Genomic DNA, 18,913 nt, shown 5'->3' with positions numbered 1-18,913 from the left:
CTCCATGGACCGCCTCCTCGTCCTCGTCCGGCACGGCCAGAGCGACTGGAATCTCAAGAACCTCTTCACCGGCTGGCGCGATCCGGACCTGACGCCGAAAGGCATCGAGGAGGCGCGCACTGCCGGGCGCCGGCTGAAGGCGCTCGGCCTCTCCTTCGACATCGCCTTCACCTCGGCGCTCACACGGGCGCAGCACACGCTGTCGCTGATCCTCGACGAGGTCGGCCAGCCGGGGCTCGAGACGATCCGCGACCAGGCGCTCAACGAGCGCGACTATGGCGATCTCTCCGGCCTCAACAAGGACGACGCGCGGGCCCGCTGGGGGGAGGAGCAGGTGCATGTCTGGCGCCGCTCCTATGACGTGCCGCCGCCGGGCGGCGAAAGCCTGAAGGACACCGGCGCCCGCGTCTGGCCCTATTACATCCACGACATCCTTCCCCGCGTGATGCGCGGCGAGCGGGTCGTCGTCGCCGCGCACGGCAATTCGCTCCGCGCGCTGATCATGGCGATGGAGGGCCTGTCGGGGGACGAGATCGTCAAGCGCGAACTCGACACCGGCGTGCCGATCGTCTATCGCCTCGCCGCCGATACGACGATCGCGGAGAAGAACGTCCTCAAGGACTGACCGCGCGCCGTTCCGGTGAACGCCTTGGCGCCGCCGCGCACACATCCTATCTGACGAACCGCGCTTCGGGCGCGCGATCGGGAACATGAGCATGGCCGAGAAGATCAGGATCGGCGTCCTCGGGGCGTCGGGATATACGGGTGCGGACCTGGTGCGGCTCGGCGTGCGCCATCCGGCGATCGAGATCGCGCTCCTGACGGCGAACAGCCATGCCGGCAAGCCGATGGATGCGGTGTTTCCGCATTTCGCCTTCGTCGACCTGCCCGATCTGGTCACTGTCGAGGAGGCCGACTGGTCGGCGGTCGATGCGGTGTTCTGCGGCCTGCCGCACGGCACCACGCAGGAGATCATCTCCGACCTGCTCGCCCGGCACCCGCACATCAAGGTGATCGACATGTCGGCCGATTTCCGGCTGCGCGATCCCGACACCTATGCGACCTGGTACGGCCACGAGCACCGGGCGCTCGGCCTGCAGGGCGAAGCGGTCTACGGCCTGACCGAGCATTACGCGACGGCGATCGCCTCGGCGCGGCTCGTCGCCTGCCCGGGCTGCTATCCGACGGCCTCGCTCCTCGCGCTCCTGCCGATCGTCGGCGCCGGCCTCGTCGCGGCGGACGATATCGTGATCGACGCCAAGTCGGGCGTCACCGGCGCCGGGCGCGGTCTCAAGCAGAACACGCTGTTCTCGGAGGCGGGCGAGGGCCTGTCGCCCTACTCGATCGCCAAGCACCGGCACGCGCCCGAGATCGAGCAGGAGATCTCGAAGGCCGCCGGCAAGACCGTCTATGTCAACTTCACGCCGCATCTCATCCCGATGAGCCGCGGCGAATTGTGCACCTCCTATGTGCGGATGGTGCCGGGCACGAGCGCCGACGATCTGCGCGCCTGCCTCGCCGACGCCTATCAGAAGGCGCCCTTCGTCCATGTGGCGCGGCCGGGCGTCGTGCCGCAGACGCAGAACGTGCGCGGCTCGAACTATGTCCAGATCGGCGTCTTCGCCGACCGCATCCCCGGCCGGGCGATCGTCGTCTCGGTGCTCGACAACCTCGTCAAGGGCTCGGCCGGGCAGGCGCTGCAGAACTTCAACCTGATGTTCGGTCTGCCGGAGACCACCGGCCTCGAGCAGCTCGCGCTGTTCCCGTAAGGGGTCAGCGCAGCCAGTTCTCGAGCCTGAGGCCGGGGACGCGCGAGAACTCGCCCTCATTGTCGCTGACGAGCGTCAGATCGAGCGCGAGGCATTGCGCGGCGATGAAGAGGTCGTTCGGTCCGATCAGCCGTCCGCTGCGCTCCAGATCGGCACGCAGCGCGCCATAGAGAACATCGGCGGGCTCTTCAAGCGGCACGACCCTGAACATCGGCAAAAGGGCCTCGACGGCTCTTGTCGCCCGCGTCGCGCCAGATTTCGCGATCCCGAAGCGCAACTCCGACAGAACCACGATGCTGATGAAGAAGACCTCGCCACGCAGAGAAAGCACCTTCAGCGCTGCCTTGCCGAAAGGTTCGCGAGCGATGTTCGAGACGATGTTGGTGTCGAGAAGGTAGGGCACCTAGAGCTCGACGGGGCTGTGTGGCAACTCGTCGATGTCAGGGAAATCTTCGTCGAGGGGAGGCTGTTGCTGCAGCCATTCGATGACCTCGGCAAGCGTGCGCGCCGGCCGGACGGGCTCGAGGATGAGCCGCTCGCCGTCCTTGCGGATCAGCACCTCGTCGCCGGCCATCTCGAACTCCTTCGGAATCCGCACAGCCTGGCTGCGGCCGTTCTTGAACAGCCTGGCGGTACGCGGAGGCGAGGTCGGGGTTGAAGTCATATGCCAAGACATAGGCCGCCATCGGGCCGGGGTCAACGCGGCCGCGATGCCGTATGATCCCGCCGATTCGATGCCGGCCGGAGACGATGCGCCCCGAACTCCTCAATCCTTTGTTCCGGCCGGTGACGAGCCTTGCGGGGGTCGGCCCGAAGATCGGCGAGGCCTTCGCACGGCTCGTCGGCCGCGAGGCGGGCGAGCCGCCGCGCGTGCTCGACCTCCTCTTCCACCTTCCCTATGGGCTCGTCGACCGGCGCAACCGGCCGGGCATCGCGCTGTCGCCCGAAGGCGCGATCGTCACGCTCGAGGTGCGGGTCGACCGCCATCAGCCGGCGCCGGCCGGCAACCGCCGTCTGCCGCACCGGGTCTTCGTGCAGGACGAGACGGGCGAAATGGCGCTCGTCTATTTCCATGCCGACAAGAGCTGGCTCGAACGGGCGCTGCCCGTCGGCGAGATCCGCTTCGTCAGCGGCCGGGTGGAATGGTTCAACGGCCGGCCGCAAATGGTCCATCCCGACCATGTCGTCGATGCCGCGGCTTTCGCCGCGCTGCCGATGATCGAACCGGTCTATCCGATGACCGCCGGCCTGCCGCGGAAGACGGTTGCGAAGGCGATCGGCGCCGCGCTCGACGGCCTGCCCCTGTTGCCGGAATGGCTCGATCCGGCGCTGAAGGCGCAGCAGCACTGGCCCGATTTCGCCACGGCCCTCGGCACCGTGCACCGCCCTGCGGCGCCGTCCGATCTCGCGCCGGATTCGCCCGCGATGACGCGGCTCGCCTATGACGAGTTCCTCGCCAACCAGCTCGCCCTCGCGCTCACCCGGCGCACTCTGCGCCGGGCGGCCGGCCGCGAACGGCGCGGCGACGGGCGGCTGCGCACCCGGATCGAGGCCGCGCTCCCTTTCAGCCTGACGGCGAGCCAGCGGACCGCGATCGCCGAGATCGAGCGCGATCTCGCCGGGCCGGAGCGGATGCTGCGCCTGCTGCAGGGCGATGTCGGGTCCGGCAAGACCATGGTCGCGCTGATGGCGATGGCGATCGTCGCCGAGGCGGGCGGTCAGGCGGCCTTGATGGCGCCGACCGAGATCCTCGCCCGCCAGCACGCGAAGACGCTCGGCCCGCTCGCCGCGGCGGCCGGCCTGCGGCTCGCCGTGCTCACCGGCCGGGAGAAGGGCCGCGAGCGGGCCGCCATCCTCCCGAGGCTCGCCGACGGGGGCATCGACATCGTCGTCGGCACCCATGCCCTCTTCCAGGACGAGGTGGTGTTCCGCGACCTGGCGCTCGCCGTCGTCGACGAACAGCACCGCTTCGGCGTGCATCAGCGGCTGACGCTGGCGGCGAAGGGGGCGGCGGTCGACATGCTCGTCATGACGGCGACGCCGATCCCGCGCACCCTGGTGCTCGCCGCCTTCGGCGACATGGACGTCTCGAAGCTGACCGAGAAGCCGGCCGGCCGGCAGCCGATCGAGACGCGGACCCTGCCGCTCGACCGGCTCGATGCGGTGGTCGAGCGGATCGGCGCGGCGGTCGCCGCCGGAGCGCGCGTCTATTGGGTGTGTCCACTCGTCGAGGAATCCGAAGAGCTCGACGTCGCCGCCGCGACGGCGCGGGAGAAGGCCCTCGCCGAGGCGCTCGGGCCGGTGGTCGGGCTCGTGCACGGCCGGATGCGCGCCGCCGACAAGGACGCGGCGATGCGCCGCTTCGTCCTCGGCGAGACGCGCGTGCTCGTCGCGACCACGGTGATCGAGGTGGGCGTCGACGTGCCGGAGGCCTCGATCATGGTGATCGAGCATGCCGAGCGGTTCGGCCTCGCCCAGTTGCACCAGCTGCGCGGCCGGGTCGGCCGCGGCTCGGCGCGTTCGTCCTGCCTGTTGCTCTACAAGGGGCCGCTCGGCCCGGTCGCGCACGACCGGCTGGCGATCATGCGCGACACCGAGGACGGTTTCCGCATCGCCGAGGAGGATCTGCGGCTGCGCGGCGAGGGCGAGATCCTCGGCACCCGCCAGTCCGGCACGCCGGGCTTCCGCATCGCCCGGCTCGAGCATCACGGCGCGCTGCTCGAAATCGCCCGCGACGACGCCCGGCTGATCGTCGAGCGCGATGCGGCGCTCGGCGGGCCGCGCGGCGCGGCGCTGCGGGTGCTGCTCTACCTGTTCGGCCGCGACGCGGCGATCCGGCTCGTCCGGGCGGGCTGAGCGGCCGGCCGCCTATCGGGCGGCGGGCTTCGGCGCGGCGAGAGCGCGCAGCGCCGGATCGTATTCGGGGCTGACGAGACCGGCCGAGATCACCATCCGCGCCGCCTCCTCGACCGTCATGTCGAGCTCGATCACCCGGCTCTTCGGCACGAACATCAGGAAGCCGGCGGTCGGCGCGGGCGTCGGCGGCAGGAAGACGGTGAGCCAGGGCTCGCCGTCCTGGGACAGCCGGTGCTTGATCTCGCCGGTCGTCTCGGTGGCGATGAAGACGATCGACCAGGAGCCCGCATGGGGGAATTCGATCAGCCCGGCCTTCTGGAAGGAGCGGCCGCGATTGGAGAGCACCGTCTCGAAGATCTGCTTCAGCGCCCGATAGACATTGCGCACCAGCGGCGTGCGGTCGAGCATCATCTCGCCATAGGCGACGAGGGTGCGGCCGACCAGATTGGCGGTCAGGAAGCCGAGCAGGGTGATGCCGACCAGCGCGACGACGAGGCCGAAGCCCGGCACCGAGAAGGGCAGATAGGTGTCGGGGGTATAGCCGGCCGGAATCAGCGGCTTGATCCATCCATCCACCCACCGGACGAAGGACCAGGTCAGATAGATGGTGATCGACACCGGAGCGGCGATGACGAGGCCGGTCAGGAAATAATTGCGCAGCCGCGTCATCACGCCGATGCGACGCGGCCCCTCGTTCTCGGGGCGTTCGTCCATGCTCATCGCTCGCAAACCCTCGTCGGCCCCGATTCCCCGCACATCCGGATTTTGGAGCAGATCACGGCGCCATGCCAGCGCCGCCACGCTCCGGCGGGCGGCCTGATTTCACTCCACCGTGACCGACTTGGCGAGGTTGCGCGGCTGGTCGACGTCGGTGCCCATCAGCACCGCGGTGTGGTAGGCGAGGAGCTGGACCGGGATCGCGTAGACGAGCGGCGTGATCGCCGCCGGCATGTCCGGCATGACGATCGTCTCGACCGCGCCGACATCGGCCGCCGCGCGGCCGCGGCGATCGGTGATCAGGATGATCCGGCCGCCGCGCGCCGCCACCTCCTGCATGTTCGAGACGGTCTTCTCGAACAGCCCGTCATAGGGCGCGATGACCACAACCGGCATGGTCTCGTCGATGAGGGCGATCGGACCGTGCTTCAGCTCGCCGGCGGCATAGCCCTCGGCGTGGATGTAGGAGATCTCCTTCAGCTTCAGCGCGCCTTCGAGGGCGAGCGGATAGCTGGTGCCGCGGCCGAGATAGAGCACGTCCTTCACCCGTGCGATCTCGCGGGCGATCGTCTCGATCTGCGGCTCGAGCCGGAGCGCCTCGGTCATCAGGCGCGGCACTTCGGAAAGGGCGCGGACGAGCTTCACCTCCTCCTCGGCCGGCAGAACGCCGCGGGCGCGGCCGGCGGCGACGGCCGTCGCGGCGAGCACGGCGAGCTGGGCCGTGAAGGCCTTGGTCGAGGCGACGCCGATCTCCGGCCCGGCGAGCGTCGGCAGCACGAGATCCGCCTCGCGGGCGATCGTCGATTCGCGCACATTGACCACCGCCGCGACACGGGCGCCGGCCTGGCGGACATGGCGCAGCGAGGCGAGCGTGTCCGCCGTCTCGCCGGACTGCGAGATGACGAGGGCGAGCGTGCCCGGCGACAGAGGCGGCTCGCGATAGCGGAACTCCGAGGCGACGTCGATGTCGACGGCGAGCCGGGCGATCCGCTCGAACCAGTAGCGGCCGATCGAGCCGGCATAGAAGGCCGTGCCGCAGGCGGTGAGGGCGAGCCGGTCGACGGCCGAGAAATCGATCCCCTCGGGCGGCCGGGCGCGGCCGTTCGGCAGGTCGAGATAGTGCGACAGCGTGCGGCCGACCACGTCCGGCTGCTCGTGGATCTCCTTCGTCATGAAGTGACGATGGTTGCCCTTGTCGACGACATAGGTCGCGCCGGTCATGGTGACGATCGGCCGGTCGACGATCGCGCCGGCCTCGTCGTGCACCGTGGCGCCGGCCCGCGTCACGACGACGAGATCGCCCTCCTCGAGATAGGCGATCGTGTCGGTGAACGGGGCGAGGGCGATCGCATCCGAGCCGAGGAACATCTCCCCGGCGCCATAGCCGATGGCGAGCGGCGAACCGCGCCGGGCGCCGACGAGAAGGTCCTCCTCGCCCTCGAAGAGGAAGGCGAGGGCGAAGGCGCCGCGCAGCCGGGCGAGCGTCGCCGCGACGGCATCGGCCGGCGTGCGGCCGCGCGCCATCTCGACCGTGACGAGATGGGCGATCACCTCGGTGTCGGTCTCGCTCTCGAACTGCCGTCCGGCGGCGAGCAGCTCCTCGCGCAGCTCGCGGAAATTCTCGATGATGCCGTTATGGACGACGGCGACGCGCTCGGTGGCGTGCGGGTGCGCATTGCGCTCCGAGGGCGCGCCGTGCGTCGCCCAGCGGGTATGGCCGATGCCGGCCGTGCCGCGGCGCGGCGCGCGGGCGAGCCGGCCTTCGAGATTGCGCAGCTTGCCCTCGGCGCGCAGCCGCTCGAGATGGCCGGCCTCGAGCGTTGCGATGCCGGCGGAATCATAGCCGCGATATTCGAGCCGCTTCAGGGCATCGACGATCAGCGGTGCGACGGGCGTGAGGCCCAGAATCCCGACGATGCCGCACATGCGCCGCCGCTCCCCCATGCGAATTCGGACGGTCCTGTCTAGCGGCTCGTCCGAAACGGCGGAAGTCAACTCGTGTTGGCGCCCTTAAGGCGGCGTCAGGCGGCGTTCGACGTGGCGCTCGCGGTCAGCACGGCGTAGAGCGCGCTCGCATCCGTCGAGGCGCGCAGCTTGCCGGCGAGGCCGGGCTCGCGCAGCAGCCGCGCGACGCGGGCGAGCGCCTTCAGGTGATCGGCCCCGGCGCTTTCGGGCGCCAAGAGCAGGAAGACGATGTCGATCGGCTGATCGTCGAGCGCCTCGAAATCGATCGGCTTCGGCAGCCGGGCGAAGAGACCCTGAATGCGCTTCAGATTGGCGAGCTTGCCGTGCGGAATGGCGATGCCGTTGCCGACGCCCGTCGAGCCCAGCCGCTCGCGCTGCAGGAGCGTATCGAAGATCTGCCGCTCGTCGAGGCCGGTCAGCGTCGCGGCCTTCTCGGCCAGTTCCTGGAGGGCCTGTCTCTTCGAATTGGCCTTGAGAGACGGGATGATCGCATCCGGGCTCAGCAGATCGCTCAGGTCCATGTCTCTCGGTCCAAACCTTCGGTTCAAGACCCGTCCCCTCCGGCCCGCGGCGAAGCGCGGGCCGGCCGCTCATGATGCTATGCGCATTCAGCGGGCGACGGAATCCCCCTTGCCGACGAGCGCGGGATCAATCCACCCGATATTGCCGTCCGCACGGCGGTAGACGACGTTGACGCCGCCATGGCCGGCGTGCCGGAAGACGAGCACGGGCGCATCGGCGAGGTCCATCGCGATGACGGCGCCGGACACCGACAAGGTGCGCAGCTGCGTCGTCGATTCGGCGATCACGACGGGGTGATAATCGGCGCCGATCTCGGTCTCGTCGTCGGGTGCGGCGAGCACATAGCTCGCGGCGTCGAGATCGGGCCCGGCGGCTGCGCCGTTCAGGCCGTGATGATGGTCGCGCAGCCGGCGCTTGTAGCGGCGCAGCCGCTTCTCGATCCGCTCGGCGGCGACGTCGAAGGTGCGGTAGACATCGTGGCCGGACCCCTCGGCCTGCAGCGTGACGCCGGTATCGAGATGGACGGTGCAGTCGACCCGGTAGCCCGAACCGTCCGGCTCCAGCGTCAGGTGGCCGTTGAAGCCGCCGTCGAAATATTTCGACACGGCGTCGCCGATGCGGCCCTCGGCATGGCTGCGGAAGGCCGATCCGATCTCGATGTTCTTGCCGGAGATGCGCAGGGTCATAGTGTTTCCGTACCCTCTTTCTTCGTGATCCGAGGCACGCATGAACGTCTTGCGAGCCCCGTCGGGCACGTCGCTCTGGAAGGAGCGCGGTTTTACCTCGCGGCCGCCTTCCGGATCGGCGCCCTTCTAGTGATGGCCGGTGCGGAAGTCAAGGAAACCCGCCGACACCCGCCATCATGCTCTCGACTTGGGGTGCCGTCGAGGCGCCGGCAAGGGCCGCCCCGAAAGACCGGTCGTCGCGGTGGCGCGCCCTTTCGAAACGGTGCGGACGGCGGCCCGGCGAATCCGTTCGGAAGCCATACGAGTTCTGGACGACGCGGCGGAGCCGTTCTATAGGAACGGCGATCCGGAAATTCCTGCCCGGATCAGAGGCCTCTGCCTTCCGAAGCGGCAGCGGCCGCCGAGGGCTCCGATCTTGACCGACACGACTGCAGGCGCCGCGCGGCCGGCCGCCGAAACCACCACCTTCGCGATCATCCTGGCGATCAGCCTCTGCCATCTGCTCAACGACGTGATGCAGTCGCTGCTGACGGCGATCTATCCGATCCTGAAGGACGGCTATCATCTCGATTTCTGGCAGATCGGCCTGTTGACCCTCGTCTTCCAGGTCACCGCCTCGCTGCTGCAGCCGGCGATCGGGCTCTACACCGACAAGCGGCCGATGCCGCGTTCGCTGCCCTTCGGCATGGCCTCCACCATGCTCGGCCTGTTCCTGCTCGCCTTCGGCACCAGCTTCACGCTGCTGCTCGCCGGTGCGGCGCTGATCGGCATCGGCTCGGCGGTGTTCCACCCGGAAGCGTCGCGCGTCGCCCGCATGGCGTCGGGCGGCCGCTACGGTCTCGCCCAGTCGTTGTTCCAGGTCGGCGGCAATTTCGGCCAGGCGATCGGGCCGCTGCTCGCCGCCTTCATCGTCGTGCCGCGCGGCCAGACGAGCATCGCCTGGTTCTCGCTCGTCGCCCTGACCGGCATGGTGATCCTGTGGCGGGTCGGCACCTGGTACGGCCGCACCAGCGCCGCCCGCGCCGGACGGCCGGCGGCGAGCCGCACCCTGCCGCTGCCGCGCCGCCAGGTGACGACGGCGCTCGTCGTGCTGACCCTGCTCGTCTTCACGAAGAACATCTATACGGCGAGCATTTCGAGCTACTACACCTTCTATCTGATCGACCGGTTCGGCCTCGACGTCGAGCATTCGCAATTGATGCTGTTCCTCTTCCTCGGGGCGATGGCGCTCGGCACCGTGCTCGGCGGGCCGATCGGCGACCGCTTCGGCTCGAAGACGGTGATCTGGTTCTCGATTCTCGGCGTGCTGCCGTTCACGCTGATGCTGCCCTATGCGGATCTGTTCTGGTCGGGCGTGCTCTCCTTCATCATCGGCGTCGTGCTCGCCTCCGCCTTCCCGGCGATCGTCGTCTTCGCGCAGGAGCTGGTTCCCGGCCGGGTCGGCATGATCGCCGGCATCTTCTTCGGCTTCGCCTTCGGCATGGGCGGCATCGCGGCGGCCGTGCTCGGCGTACTCGCCGACCGCTACGGCATCGCCTATGTCTACCAGATCTGCTCCTACCTGCCCTTCCTCGGCCTCCTGACGATATTCCTGCCGAGCCGGCGGGGTCTGCGCGCCGCCTGAGCGGCGCGCAGTCGGCATCCCCGCCTCGCGAGAATTGCCGAGGCGGGTGCAGGTTTTCGTTCCGGACGACGCGGCGGAATGCTAGCCTTCTTTGAACGGGGGCTGAAATGACGCCGCAGATGCTGTTGATCGTGGTGGCCGTGGCCGTCCCGGCGGCTGTGACGCTGATGATCCTGCGCTGGCCGACGCCGGCGCTCGCCGGGCTCGGCTTTCTGATGATGACGGCGGGCGGCTATGTCGCCGCGCTCGCGCCGCCGGCGGCGGAAAACCTGCCGGCCGTGGCGCTGATCGTCTCGGGCGTGCTCGCCGCGGGCATGGCGGGCGGCCTTTCGGCGCTGCGCCGGATCGTCGCCGGCCGCATCCGCTGACGGACGGCCGTTCCTCGGGCTTCAGGTCTCAACGACCGTCCCCGCGAGCGGCGGAAAATGCAGCACCGCCGCCGTGCCGTGCGGCACGGCCTCGCCGATGTCGAGCCGCCCGCCATGGATCGCCGCGATCCGCCGCACGATCTCGAGCCCGATGCCGAGCCCGCCCGCGCGCTTGGAGGTGCCGGGCATCGCCTCGTTCTGCGGCAGCGCGCCGCCGGGTCCGTCATCGATCACGCAGAGCACGGCCGCCGGTCCGCAGCCGACGCGGATCGCCGTTCCCTCGGGCGTGTGGCGGACGGCGTTCTCGATGAGATTGCGCAAGGCGTCGCCGATCAGTCCCGGCATGCCGAGCATAAGCGGCGTGCCCTCTATCGCGACGGCGATGCGGTGACGGCGGGCATAGACGAAGGGGGCGAGCGCGCCGACCGTCTCCTCGGTCAACCGGCCGAGATCGACCGGCACGAAGGCGTCGTGGTCGATCGCCTCGAGCCGGGCGAGCGCGGTGAGCTGTTCGACGAAGGCGGCGAGCTGATCGAGATCGGCCTCGGCCTTCCGGGCGCGGGGATCCTCGATCCGTTCCAGTTCGAGCTTGATCACCGCAAGGGGCGTGCGGATCTCGTGCGCCACCGCCGAGGTGAACACCTTCTGCGCCCGGACGAGTTCGGCGACGCGGGCGAAGGCGCGGTTGACGGCGGCGACGAGCTGGCCGATCTCGCGCGGCATGCCGGCGATGTCGAGGGGCCTGGCGCCCGGCCGCTCCGGCTCCAGCGCATCGGCCGCGGCGGCGGCGCGGTGCACCGGCTGCAGCGCGCGGCGGATCGAAAAAAGCGTCGCGCCGAGCACGAAGACGAGGATCAGCCCCATCGGCACGATCATGTGGTCGACCACCTCGTGACCGAGCACGCCCCACATCAGCCCGTCCTGGTCCCGCACCACGGCGATCTCGACGAGCACGTCCGTGCCGGCGATGCGGAACGTGCGGCCGCCGGCGACCGAGAGCGGCTTGCCCGGCGCGATCCGGCGCATCCAGAAGGTCGGCGGATCGACCGCGAGCGGCAGGAGATGGTCGGCGCAGGCATCGCCGCAATCGGAGAACAGCACCGTTCCCGAAGCGGTGCGCACGCGCGCGAAATAGCCGTCGCCGCTGACGGCATAGCGCGCCTCGAGCGCCTTCGGCAGGCTGAAGGCGAGCCGACGGCCCTCGCCGAAGCCGGCGGCGATCGCCTCCGTCTCGCGCTCGATCAACAGGCGGCCGAGGCCGCCATCGTCGCGATAATAGTCGGCAAAGACGATGCCGAGCTGGGCGATCATGGCGAGCACGGCGAAGAGCACGATGCGCCGCGTCACGATCACCCCGAGCGGGGGGCCGAGCGACCTCATGGCGCCTCGACGAAGGGCGCCTCGGTGAGCAGATAGCCGATGCCGCGCACGGTCTCGATGGCGACGCGGGTGTCGAAGGGTTCCAGCCGCCGGCGCAGCCGCGACACGGCGAGTTCGACCGCGTTCGGGCTCCTCTCCTCACCGAACTCGGAGAAGGCGTTCTCCAGCCGGCGCTTCGGCACGGTGCGGCCGGCATTGCGCATCAGGATCTCGACGAGCGCCCGTTCGCGCGGCGGCAGGGCGATCTCCGCGCCGCCGCATTCGAGCCGCGCCGCTGCGGGATCGTAGGCGAGCCGGCCGAAGGCGAGCACCGGCATCGCCACCTGCGGCGCCCGGCGAAGCAGCGCCCGGATGCGGGCGAGCAGCTCGCCATTGTTGAAGGGCTTGGTCAGATAGTCGTCGGCGCCGGCGTCGAGCCCGGCGATCCGCTCGTCGATCGCCGCGCGGGCGGTCAGCATCAGAACGGGAATCGTCCGGCCGCGCCGCCGCAAGGACCGCACGAGGTCGACCCCGTCGCCGTCCGGCAGGCCGAGATCGACGAGGGCGACGTCGAACTCGGCGGCGTCGAGCGCGGCCGCTGCCTCCGCCGCCGTGCCGACGGCGTCGATCGACCAGCCCGCCTCGCGGATCGTCTCGCAGACCAGTTCGCGCAGCCGCGCACTGTCCTCGACGAGCAGCAGCCTCATGCCCTCAACCCCCCGTCCGCCCTCGCGCCTCCCGTCACGCCCGCTTGCGGCCGGTGACCATCGACCAGACGAGGTTCTCGCGATGGCGCCAGCTCTCGAAGAGCGCGGCGAAGGCGTGCAGGGCGGCGAGCACCATGATCGCATTGCCGAGCGTTCCGTGCACCTCCTCGAGCGATTTTTCGCCCCAGAAGGCGTCGAGCGTCGTCATCCAGCCGGTCGTCGCCGTGGCGGCGAGGAGCGCCATCAGGGTGAGCATCATCACCGCGGCGAGCGGGTTGTGGCCGAGCATGCGGGCTTCCTCGCCGCGCCGCAGCGCGCCGAGATAGCGGGCGAGCCGGCGGGGGGTGGGAAAGAAGTCGGCGAAGCGGGCATGCCGCGTGCCGACGAAGCCCCAGACGAGGCGGATGGCGAGCGCCGCCGCGATCGTGTAGCCGACAGTGCGGTGGGCGGTCTTGCCCGGCTCGAGGACGAAGAGGTTGAGGACGACGCCGGCGACGACGGTCCAGTGGAACAGGCGGACGACCGGATCCCAGACCGCCACGCGTGCGGGGGCCTGCGCGGCCCCCGCCATGAGACCGCGATCGGCCACGGTCAGTCCCCGATCTCCGACTTGACGATCGCGCCGGTCACCGGGTTGAAATAGACCTCGGCGCGCTTGTCGTCCTTCGTATAGCCGTAGATCTCGTAGCACGAGCCGGTGATCTCGAAGGTACGGATCTTCTGGTAGCCCAGTTCGGCGATCTTCGCCTTCATGGCCTCTTCGCTCATCCACTTGTCCTTCGGCTCGGAGGTGCATTTCGGCGAGGCGAAGGCGGCGGTGGCGGGGAGGACGGCGAGGAGAGCGGCGGCGAGAGCGATCGTGCGCATCATGGTTCCTGTTCATCGGCCGGCAACCGCGCCGGCGAAGGAACCATCGCCGCCCGCGCCTGTCGGGATGCTGTCGGCGGACGCGGTTTTTTTCCGAGGACGATTCGGGCTCGCCCACGGGCGGCTGCCGAGGGGGCACCATCGCGGCCGCCGGCCGGCCGCCCGGATGCGATCCCCCGATGCCCCGGGATCAGGCCCGCCCTTCTTCGCCCCGCCATTCCCTGCGCAGCAGCGCGTATTGCATCGTGTTCTCGAAGATCGGCGCGCCCTGCGCGTCGGTGCGGAACGACACGAAGTCGAGAAAATGGCCCTCCTTGCGCATACCGAGCCGTTCGCACAGCCGCTGCGAGGCACGGTTGTGGTCCTCGACATAGGCGTAGAGACGCCGCGCCTGCTTCGCCCCGAACAGATGGCCGAAGAGCGCCCGCGCGGCCTCCGCGGCATAGCCGGCGCCGCCGAAATCGGCGTTGAAGTTCCAGCCGACCGCATAGGTGTCGGGCGGCTCCGGAACCGCGAACAGGTCGCCGATCAGCCGGCCGGTGCCGCGCAGCGCGACGGCGATGTGCTCGTCATCGCCGCTCCGCGCCTGCGCCTCCGCTGCGGCGGCGTCGAGATCGGCGAGCCGCAGATCGAGAAAGCACCCGGCGCGCGGCGCCGCGAGATAGGCGAACAGATCGGCCGCATCGTCCCGCCGGAAATTCCTCAGCACCAGCCGCTCGGTCTCGATCGCATCCATCTCGGTTCTTTCCGCCTCTGCCCGGGGCGGGCCGGCCGGCAGGTCCTCGCGGGCCGAGCGCCCGGATCGGCGATCGGCAGATCGCACGGCGGCGCCTCAGGCGACGCGGCGGAACATGAAGCGGCGGCCGTCGGGGCTGCTCGCGAAACCCATGCGGGCGAGCGAGGCGAGGGTCGCCTGGATGTGCGGCTCGGCGCGCCTGCCCTGCCGGAAGCCGGCGGCGATCGACGCGGCGTCCGCCGGGCCGGCGGCACTGGCGAGCGCGGCCATCACGGCGGCGGTGCGCTCCACCTCGCCGGTCGGGAAGAGGGGCTTCTGCGCCTTCGCCGCGTCGACCACCAGCGCCATGCTGTCCTGCGCCTCGGCCGGCTGCACCGCGCCGGTGAGGCCGGCGCGCGCCTTCTGATAGTCCGGCCGCAGCCAGCGGATCAGCCCGGCCGCCTCCTCCTTCGCCCGCTCCCGGTTGAGGGCGACGAGCCGGGCGACGATCTCCTCGTCGGAAAGGTCCTGCGGCCAGCCATAGGCGTCGAAGACGAGGGCATCGAGCCGGTCGTGCAGCTCCTTCAGGATCAGCACCAGCCCCTCGTCGCGGATGCGGACGTCATTCTCATCCAGCGCCGTGCCGGCGCGGAGCTTTTCGAGCACGTTGTACATCTGGGTGAGCGTCAGCCGCGGATGCTCCGCCTGCCGCGCCTTGCGGAAGGCGTCCAGTTCTTCCGCCACGGCCCGGATGTCGGCCTTGAGCGGCTCGGGGGCATCCGGGAAGGGGAAGGGGTCGAAGACGCGAGACTTGGAGTATCGCGGGTCATTTCCGACGCCGAGCCACCCCCCGGCGCGCAAGGCCCAAAGAACATGGGCGCGGGACGAGAGCACTCCTAGGTGCACCGCGTCAGCGCTTGCCACGGCTACGACCATATGGTCGGGCAGGACAAGGCCGTCCACAAATTGAAACACGCGGTGTTTGGCAGTTTCAGGCGTTGCGATATAGCGTGGCAGGTGATCCAACGCAGGTCGCAGATCAGAACGAGGCTCGGCGAAAATCCACCAGTTGCGACGATAGCTATCGCGATTATTCTGATCCCGTTCGGGCTTAACGGTTGCTAGGATATGTTGGTAGACAGAAGGGAAACGGCCTCTAACTTCTTCACTCTTGAGACCAAACAGGTCGATCAGCATGACCTTGCGGGGAATGGTCATTAGATCGCGCCCGTTTCGATATGGCCTGATGTGTTTTTCCAATCCTTGTATCTCGCCAAGGCCTAAGATTTGCGCATCGGTCTCGGTGATGACGAACCCGCGTCCTGCGAGCAAGAAGCCGTTGCTCGATAATCCGGCATTTGCCGACAGCTTTACGCTCGCGGTGATATCAGCACCGATCGTGAGATCGGCATTGATTTCACCCACCCGCTGACTCAGGTCAACGATTGGCGTTTCGCTCGCAAGTTCCGCTTCGGTTACAACCTCCCGTAGCGCGCCCTCATGTGCGCCAGCCACCACGACCGTCATGGCGATGCGCACCGCCGCCGCGTCGCGCGTCGCCTTGGTCCAGGGGTGGTCCGGGATCGCCATCACGAGGGAGACCGGCTTCTTCGCCTTCAGCCGCGCCGCCATGACGCGGCGGGAGAATTCCTGCGTGATCGAATTGGTGGTGACGAAGCCGAAGCGGCGCAGCGGCGTGCCGTGCCGGGTCAGCAGCTCCGCCGCGCGGTCCCACCAGTACATGACGAAATCGGCGCTCTCGTTGATGTGCGGATGCGCCGCCCACAGAGCGTCGAGATACGCCTGTCCGAAAGCTGCCCGCATGGGTTCGCCCTTGCCGATGAAGGGCGGGTTGCCGACGATGAACTCCGCCTCCGGCCAGGCGGGCCGGCGCGGGTTGCGGTAGCGGTAGACCTCCACCCGCTCGCCCGCCGCGTCGCGGCGGGAGACGGGCCGGCCGGCCGCATCGGTGACGAGGTCGCGGCCGTCATGCGCCAGCACCGCGTCCATCGCCCTGATGGTGCGGAAATCGCGCAGGATCGGCTCGGCGGGCTGGCCGCCCTGGGTGCGGAAGAACCACTGCAGGAAGCCGATCCACACCACCAGCTCGGCGATCGCCGCGGCGTGCGGGTTGACCTCGAGCCCGAGGAACTGGTGCGGATCGACGGTGTGGCGGTCGAGGCCGAGCGTTTCCTGGCCGCCGAGATCGGCGAGCGCCTCGAGCACCTCGCCCTCCAGCCGCTTCATCAGCTCGAGCGCGACATAGAGGAAATTGCCGGTGCCGCAGGCGGGATCGAGCACCCGCACCGCGCACAGCCGGGCATGGAACTTCGACACCTCCGCGAGCGCGCCGGCCGGATCGCCGCCCGCCCGCAGCCGCTCGGCCGTGGCGCGGACATGGTCCCATTCCTCGCGCAGCGGCTCGATCACCGTGGCGATGACGAGCCGCTCGACATAGGCGCGCGGCGTATAGTGCGCGCCGAGCTTGCGGCGCTCCGTGGGGTCGAGCGCCTGTTCGAGCAGCGTGCCGAAGATCGCCGGCTCGACCTCGCGCCAGTTCGCCCGCGCCGCCTCGGCGAGCTCGCCGATCGCCTCCTGCGGCAGCGGCAGGACCGTGCGGTCCTTGAACAGATAGCCGTTGAAACGCTTCACCTGGGCTTCGATCGCATAGGCGAAGCCGCCTTTGTCCATCGCCTCCCAGAGCTGCCCGACCAGCCTCGGGAACAGATCGGGCTTGCCGCGGCAGCGTTCGAGCACGCCCTTGAAGCTGTCCTTCGGGATCAGCTCGACATCCTCGGCGAACATGGTGAACAGGCAGCGCATCAGGAAGGCGGCGATCGCCTCGCGGGCGTGCAGCGGCCGGCCGTCCTCGGCGCGGCGCTCTTCCAGAGATTTCGACACTTTGGCGAGGCGTTCGGCGATGTCGCGCGTGACCCTGGCGGCGCGCTTGGTCGGGTCGAGGGCGTGCGGATCGGTCCAGATCAGGCGCAGCCGCTCGCGCACCTCTTCGGAGCGCAGATCGGAGAGGAAGATGCGAAAACCCCGCCGGTCGGGGAACTGGGCGTAGTTCTTCCCCTGGCCCGAGAAGTCGGCATAGAGCTCCAGGCAGTGGCCGACATCGCAGACGATCAGGAAGGGCGGCCATCCTTCGGCGGCCGGCAGCGCCTTCGCATAGTCCTCCGCCTGACGGCGGGCGTTCATCATCAGGACGTCCCAGCGCCGGCTCTCGCGCCGGCCCTGGGGGGCCGGCTCCTCGACGCCCGGCCGGTCCTGCTGGCCGGCCTCCGCCGCCTTCGGCCCCTCGCCCTGGCGGCTCTGCTTCGCCTCGAGCACGAATGCGCCACGCTTGTAGAGGTCGATGCGGCCCTTCGCTGTGGAGCCGTCCGGCTCGCGGAAGGTCACGGCGCGCTCGAAGACATAGGCGTTGAGTTCGCTGGCGTGCCCGGCGGGATCGGGTGGCGGAACGCCGATCACCGTGCAGAGTTCGCTGAGAAACAGGGCATAGTTCGCCCGCTCCTGGCCGCCTTCGCGGCCGCTCCAGCGGGAAATGAAATGCTCGATCGGGGTCATGCGGTACCGGGCCGGAAAGCTGCGGCAAGGTAAGCCGTCCCGCGGCGTCCCCGCAACGCGGTTGTGGCCGATGCCTCCCGCGACCGAAACCGGCCGCCACACACCACGGCGAAGCCCGGCAGCGGGTCGCGCGAAAGCGGTCCGGCGAGACAAATCCCGGGACGAGACGACCCACACCTTTCGTCTGGTGCGGGCCTCGGCGGTGACCGTTCGACGAATACGGCAGGGCTATTCGGAAAGTGGTGCCCAGGAGAGGACTCGAACCTCCACGGTGTTACCCACTGGTACCTGAAACCAGCGCGTCTACCAATTCCGCCACCTGGGCAGGCCGGCGATGGACCGGCCGTGTGGATACGCGGGGGCAGGGCGCTTGTCAATCGGGCCTGCGGCGCCGTCGCGCGATCTCGGCGCGGCCGTTCCGGTCGGCATCGCCGGCGGGGCAGCCGCAGCGATAGCGGCCGCGCCATGCGGCGCCGGCGTGCCGCCGCTTGCCGGGCGGGCGCGGCGGTGCTTTCATCCGCGCCATGCTGAAGCGCAAGAGCACCGAGAGCGGACATCGGCGGAAGTTTCTCGCCATCATCGACGACACGCCCGAATGCGCCCGGGCCGTCGTCTATGCCGCGCTGCGCGCCGAACACACCGCCGGCGCGCTCGCCCTCCTCTATGTGATCGAGCCGGGCGCCTTCCAGCACTGGATCGGCGTCGAGAACATCATGCGCGCCGAGGCGATGGACGAGGCCGAGGCCGCGCTCGGCCGCTTCGCCGACATCGTCCGCAGGCACGCCACGATCGAACCCGAACTCGTCATCCGCGAGGGCGTGCGCTCGGAAGAGGTGATGAAGCTGATCGCCGAGGACGAGGACATCGCGATTCTCGTGCTCGGCGCCGGCGCCGAGAAGGACGGGCCCGGCCCGCTCGTCACCTCGATCGCCGGCAAGGCGTCGGGAACCTTCCCGATCCCGATCACCATCGTGCCGGGCTCGCTCGGCGACGACGACATCAGGGCGATCGCCTGAGCGGCCGGCGACCGGGCCGCCGCTGCGAATGCCGCCGGACGGGAGCGGGCCGCGCGAACGAGGCTGCGCGGCGGGCTGCCGGTTCGCCGGCCGATTCGCCCTCCCACCGGGCACCGGAGGCGAATCCCGGCGCCGCGACGCTTGTCTCGGGCCGGCGGAACCGCCATTTGAG

General features: G+C 69.6%; 18 protein-coding genes and 1 tRNA gene. 6 read left to right on the top strand and 13 right to left on the bottom strand.

The window, feature by feature from the left end:
- The first annotated feature begins 4 nt into the window (after positions 1 to 4).
- On the top strand, positions 5 to 625 hold the full coding sequence (locus GGQ63_RS15540) for a 2,3-bisphosphoglycerate-dependent phosphoglycerate mutase (protein WP_183857419.1): 621 nt from the start codon (positions 5 to 7) through the stop codon (positions 623 to 625).
- A gap of 91 nt (positions 626 to 716) precedes the next feature.
- Complete coding sequence (argC, locus tag GGQ63_RS15535) at positions 717 to 1,769, top strand: N-acetyl-gamma-glutamyl-phosphate reductase (protein ID WP_183857417.1); 1,053 nt, start codon at positions 717 to 719, stop codon at positions 1,767 to 1,769.
- A 4-nt stretch (positions 1,770 to 1,773) separates the two neighbouring features.
- On the opposite strand, the gene GGQ63_RS15530 is transcribed toward argC, so the two are convergent.
- Both GGQ63_RS15530 and GGQ63_RS15525 read right to left on the bottom strand, forming a co-directional pair.
- Positions 1,774 to 2,172, bottom strand: a complete 399-nt coding sequence (locus GGQ63_RS15530; protein ID WP_183857416.1) for a PIN domain-containing protein — start codon at positions 2,170 to 2,172, stop codon at positions 1,774 to 1,776.
- Positions 2,173 to 2,433 (bottom strand): antitoxin, encoded by a 261-nt coding sequence (locus GGQ63_RS15525; protein WP_183857598.1) that lies wholly within the window; start codon positions 2,431 to 2,433, stop codon positions 2,173 to 2,175.
- A gap of 86 nt (positions 2,434 to 2,519) precedes the next feature.
- Between GGQ63_RS15525 and recG the strand changes: the two genes are divergently transcribed.
- Positions 2,520 to 4,625, top strand: a complete 2,106-nt coding sequence (recG, locus tag GGQ63_RS15520) for an ATP-dependent DNA helicase RecG (RefSeq protein ID WP_183857414.1) — start codon at positions 2,520 to 2,522, stop codon at positions 4,623 to 4,625.
- 12 nt (positions 4,626 to 4,637) lie between these two features.
- Here the strand turns inward: recG and GGQ63_RS15515 are convergent, their stop codons facing one another.
- The 4 genes from GGQ63_RS15515 to hpf all read right to left on the bottom strand — a co-directional run bounded on the left by GGQ63_RS15515 (position 4,638) and on the right by hpf (position 8,515).
- Entirely contained in the window at positions 4,638 to 5,339 is a 702-nt protein-coding gene (locus tag GGQ63_RS15515) for a DUF502 domain-containing protein (RefSeq protein WP_183857412.1), read from the bottom strand.
- A gap of 108 nt (positions 5,340 to 5,447) precedes the next feature.
- On the bottom strand, positions 5,448 to 7,268 hold the full coding sequence (glmS, locus tag GGQ63_RS15510; protein ID WP_183857411.1) for a glutamine--fructose-6-phosphate transaminase (isomerizing): 1,821 nt from the start codon (positions 7,266 to 7,268) through the stop codon (positions 5,448 to 5,450).
- A 95-nt stretch (positions 7,269 to 7,363) separates the two neighbouring features.
- Positions 7,364 to 7,828, bottom strand: a complete 465-nt coding sequence (gene ptsN / locus GGQ63_RS15505) for a PTS IIA-like nitrogen regulatory protein PtsN (protein WP_183857410.1) — start codon at positions 7,826 to 7,828, stop codon at positions 7,364 to 7,366.
- A gap of 87 nt (positions 7,829 to 7,915) precedes the next feature.
- Positions 7,916 to 8,515, bottom strand: coding sequence for a ribosome hibernation-promoting factor, HPF/YfiA family (gene hpf / locus GGQ63_RS15500; protein ID WP_183857408.1), 600 nt, complete (start codon positions 8,513 to 8,515; stop codon positions 7,916 to 7,918).
- Positions 8,516 to 8,930: 415 nt separating this feature from the next.
- On the opposite strand from hpf, the gene GGQ63_RS15495 reads away from it, so the two are divergent.
- A complete protein-coding gene (locus GGQ63_RS15495) occupies positions 8,931 to 10,139 on the top strand; it encodes an MFS transporter (protein WP_183857406.1) in 1,209 nt (402 codons plus the stop codon).
- A gap of 107 nt (positions 10,140 to 10,246) precedes the next feature.
- The gene (locus GGQ63_RS15490) at positions 10,247 to 10,507 is read left to right on the top strand and encodes a hypothetical protein (RefSeq protein WP_183857404.1); all 261 of its coding nucleotides are present in this window, start codon (positions 10,247 to 10,249) and stop codon (positions 10,505 to 10,507) included.
- A 21-nt stretch (positions 10,508 to 10,528) separates the two neighbouring features.
- Here GGQ63_RS15490 and GGQ63_RS15485 read toward each other — a convergent pair whose 3' ends face one another.
- The 7 genes from GGQ63_RS15485 to GGQ63_RS15455 form a co-directional block, all read right to left on the bottom strand.
- The gene (locus GGQ63_RS15485) at positions 10,529 to 11,887 is read right to left on the bottom strand and encodes a sensor histidine kinase (RefSeq protein ID WP_183857402.1); all 1,359 of its coding nucleotides are present in this window, start codon (positions 11,885 to 11,887) and stop codon (positions 10,529 to 10,531) included.
- Complete coding sequence (locus tag GGQ63_RS15480; RefSeq protein WP_183857400.1) at positions 11,884 to 12,573, bottom strand: response regulator transcription factor; 690 nt, start codon at positions 12,571 to 12,573, stop codon at positions 11,884 to 11,886. The genes GGQ63_RS15485 and GGQ63_RS15480 overlap by 4 nt, the downstream gene beginning before the upstream one ends.
- A 34-nt stretch (positions 12,574 to 12,607) precedes the next feature.
- A complete protein-coding gene (locus GGQ63_RS15475; protein WP_183857597.1) occupies positions 12,608 to 13,144 on the bottom strand; it encodes a cytochrome b/b6 domain-containing protein in 537 nt (178 codons plus the stop codon).
- Positions 13,145 to 13,164: 20 nt separating this feature from the next.
- Complete coding sequence (locus GGQ63_RS15470) at positions 13,165 to 13,443, bottom strand: PepSY domain-containing protein (RefSeq protein WP_183857398.1); 279 nt, start codon at positions 13,441 to 13,443, stop codon at positions 13,165 to 13,167.
- Positions 13,444 to 13,630: 187 nt separating this feature from the next.
- Positions 13,631 to 14,176 (bottom strand): GNAT family N-acetyltransferase, encoded by a 546-nt coding sequence (locus GGQ63_RS15465; protein WP_183857396.1) that lies wholly within the window; start codon positions 14,174 to 14,176, stop codon positions 13,631 to 13,633.
- Between the two features lie 96 nt (positions 14,177 to 14,272).
- Positions 14,273 to 17,725, bottom strand: coding sequence for a class I SAM-dependent DNA methyltransferase (locus tag GGQ63_RS15460; protein ID WP_183857394.1), 3,453 nt, complete (start codon positions 17,723 to 17,725; stop codon positions 14,273 to 14,275).
- A 240-nt stretch (positions 17,726 to 17,965) separates the two neighbouring features.
- A tRNA-Leu gene (locus GGQ63_RS15455) sits at positions 17,966 to 18,050 on the bottom strand.
- A gap of 199 nt (positions 18,051 to 18,249) precedes the next feature.
- On the opposite strand from GGQ63_RS15455, the gene GGQ63_RS15450 reads away from it, so the two are divergent.
- The gene (locus GGQ63_RS15450) at positions 18,250 to 18,741 is read left to right on the top strand and encodes a universal stress protein (protein WP_183857392.1); all 492 of its coding nucleotides are present in this window, start codon (positions 18,250 to 18,252) and stop codon (positions 18,739 to 18,741) included.
- The last annotated feature ends 172 nt before the right edge of the window (positions 18,742 to 18,913 follow it).

Source organism: Prosthecomicrobium pneumaticum (assembly GCF_014199915.1).
GTDB classification, from domain to species: Bacteria; Pseudomonadota; Alphaproteobacteria; order Rhizobiales; family Kaistiaceae; genus Prosthecomicrobium; species Prosthecomicrobium pneumaticum.
The sequence above is the reverse complement of the archived record's forward strand: the minus strand, read 5'-3'. Positions and strand labels throughout refer to the sequence as shown.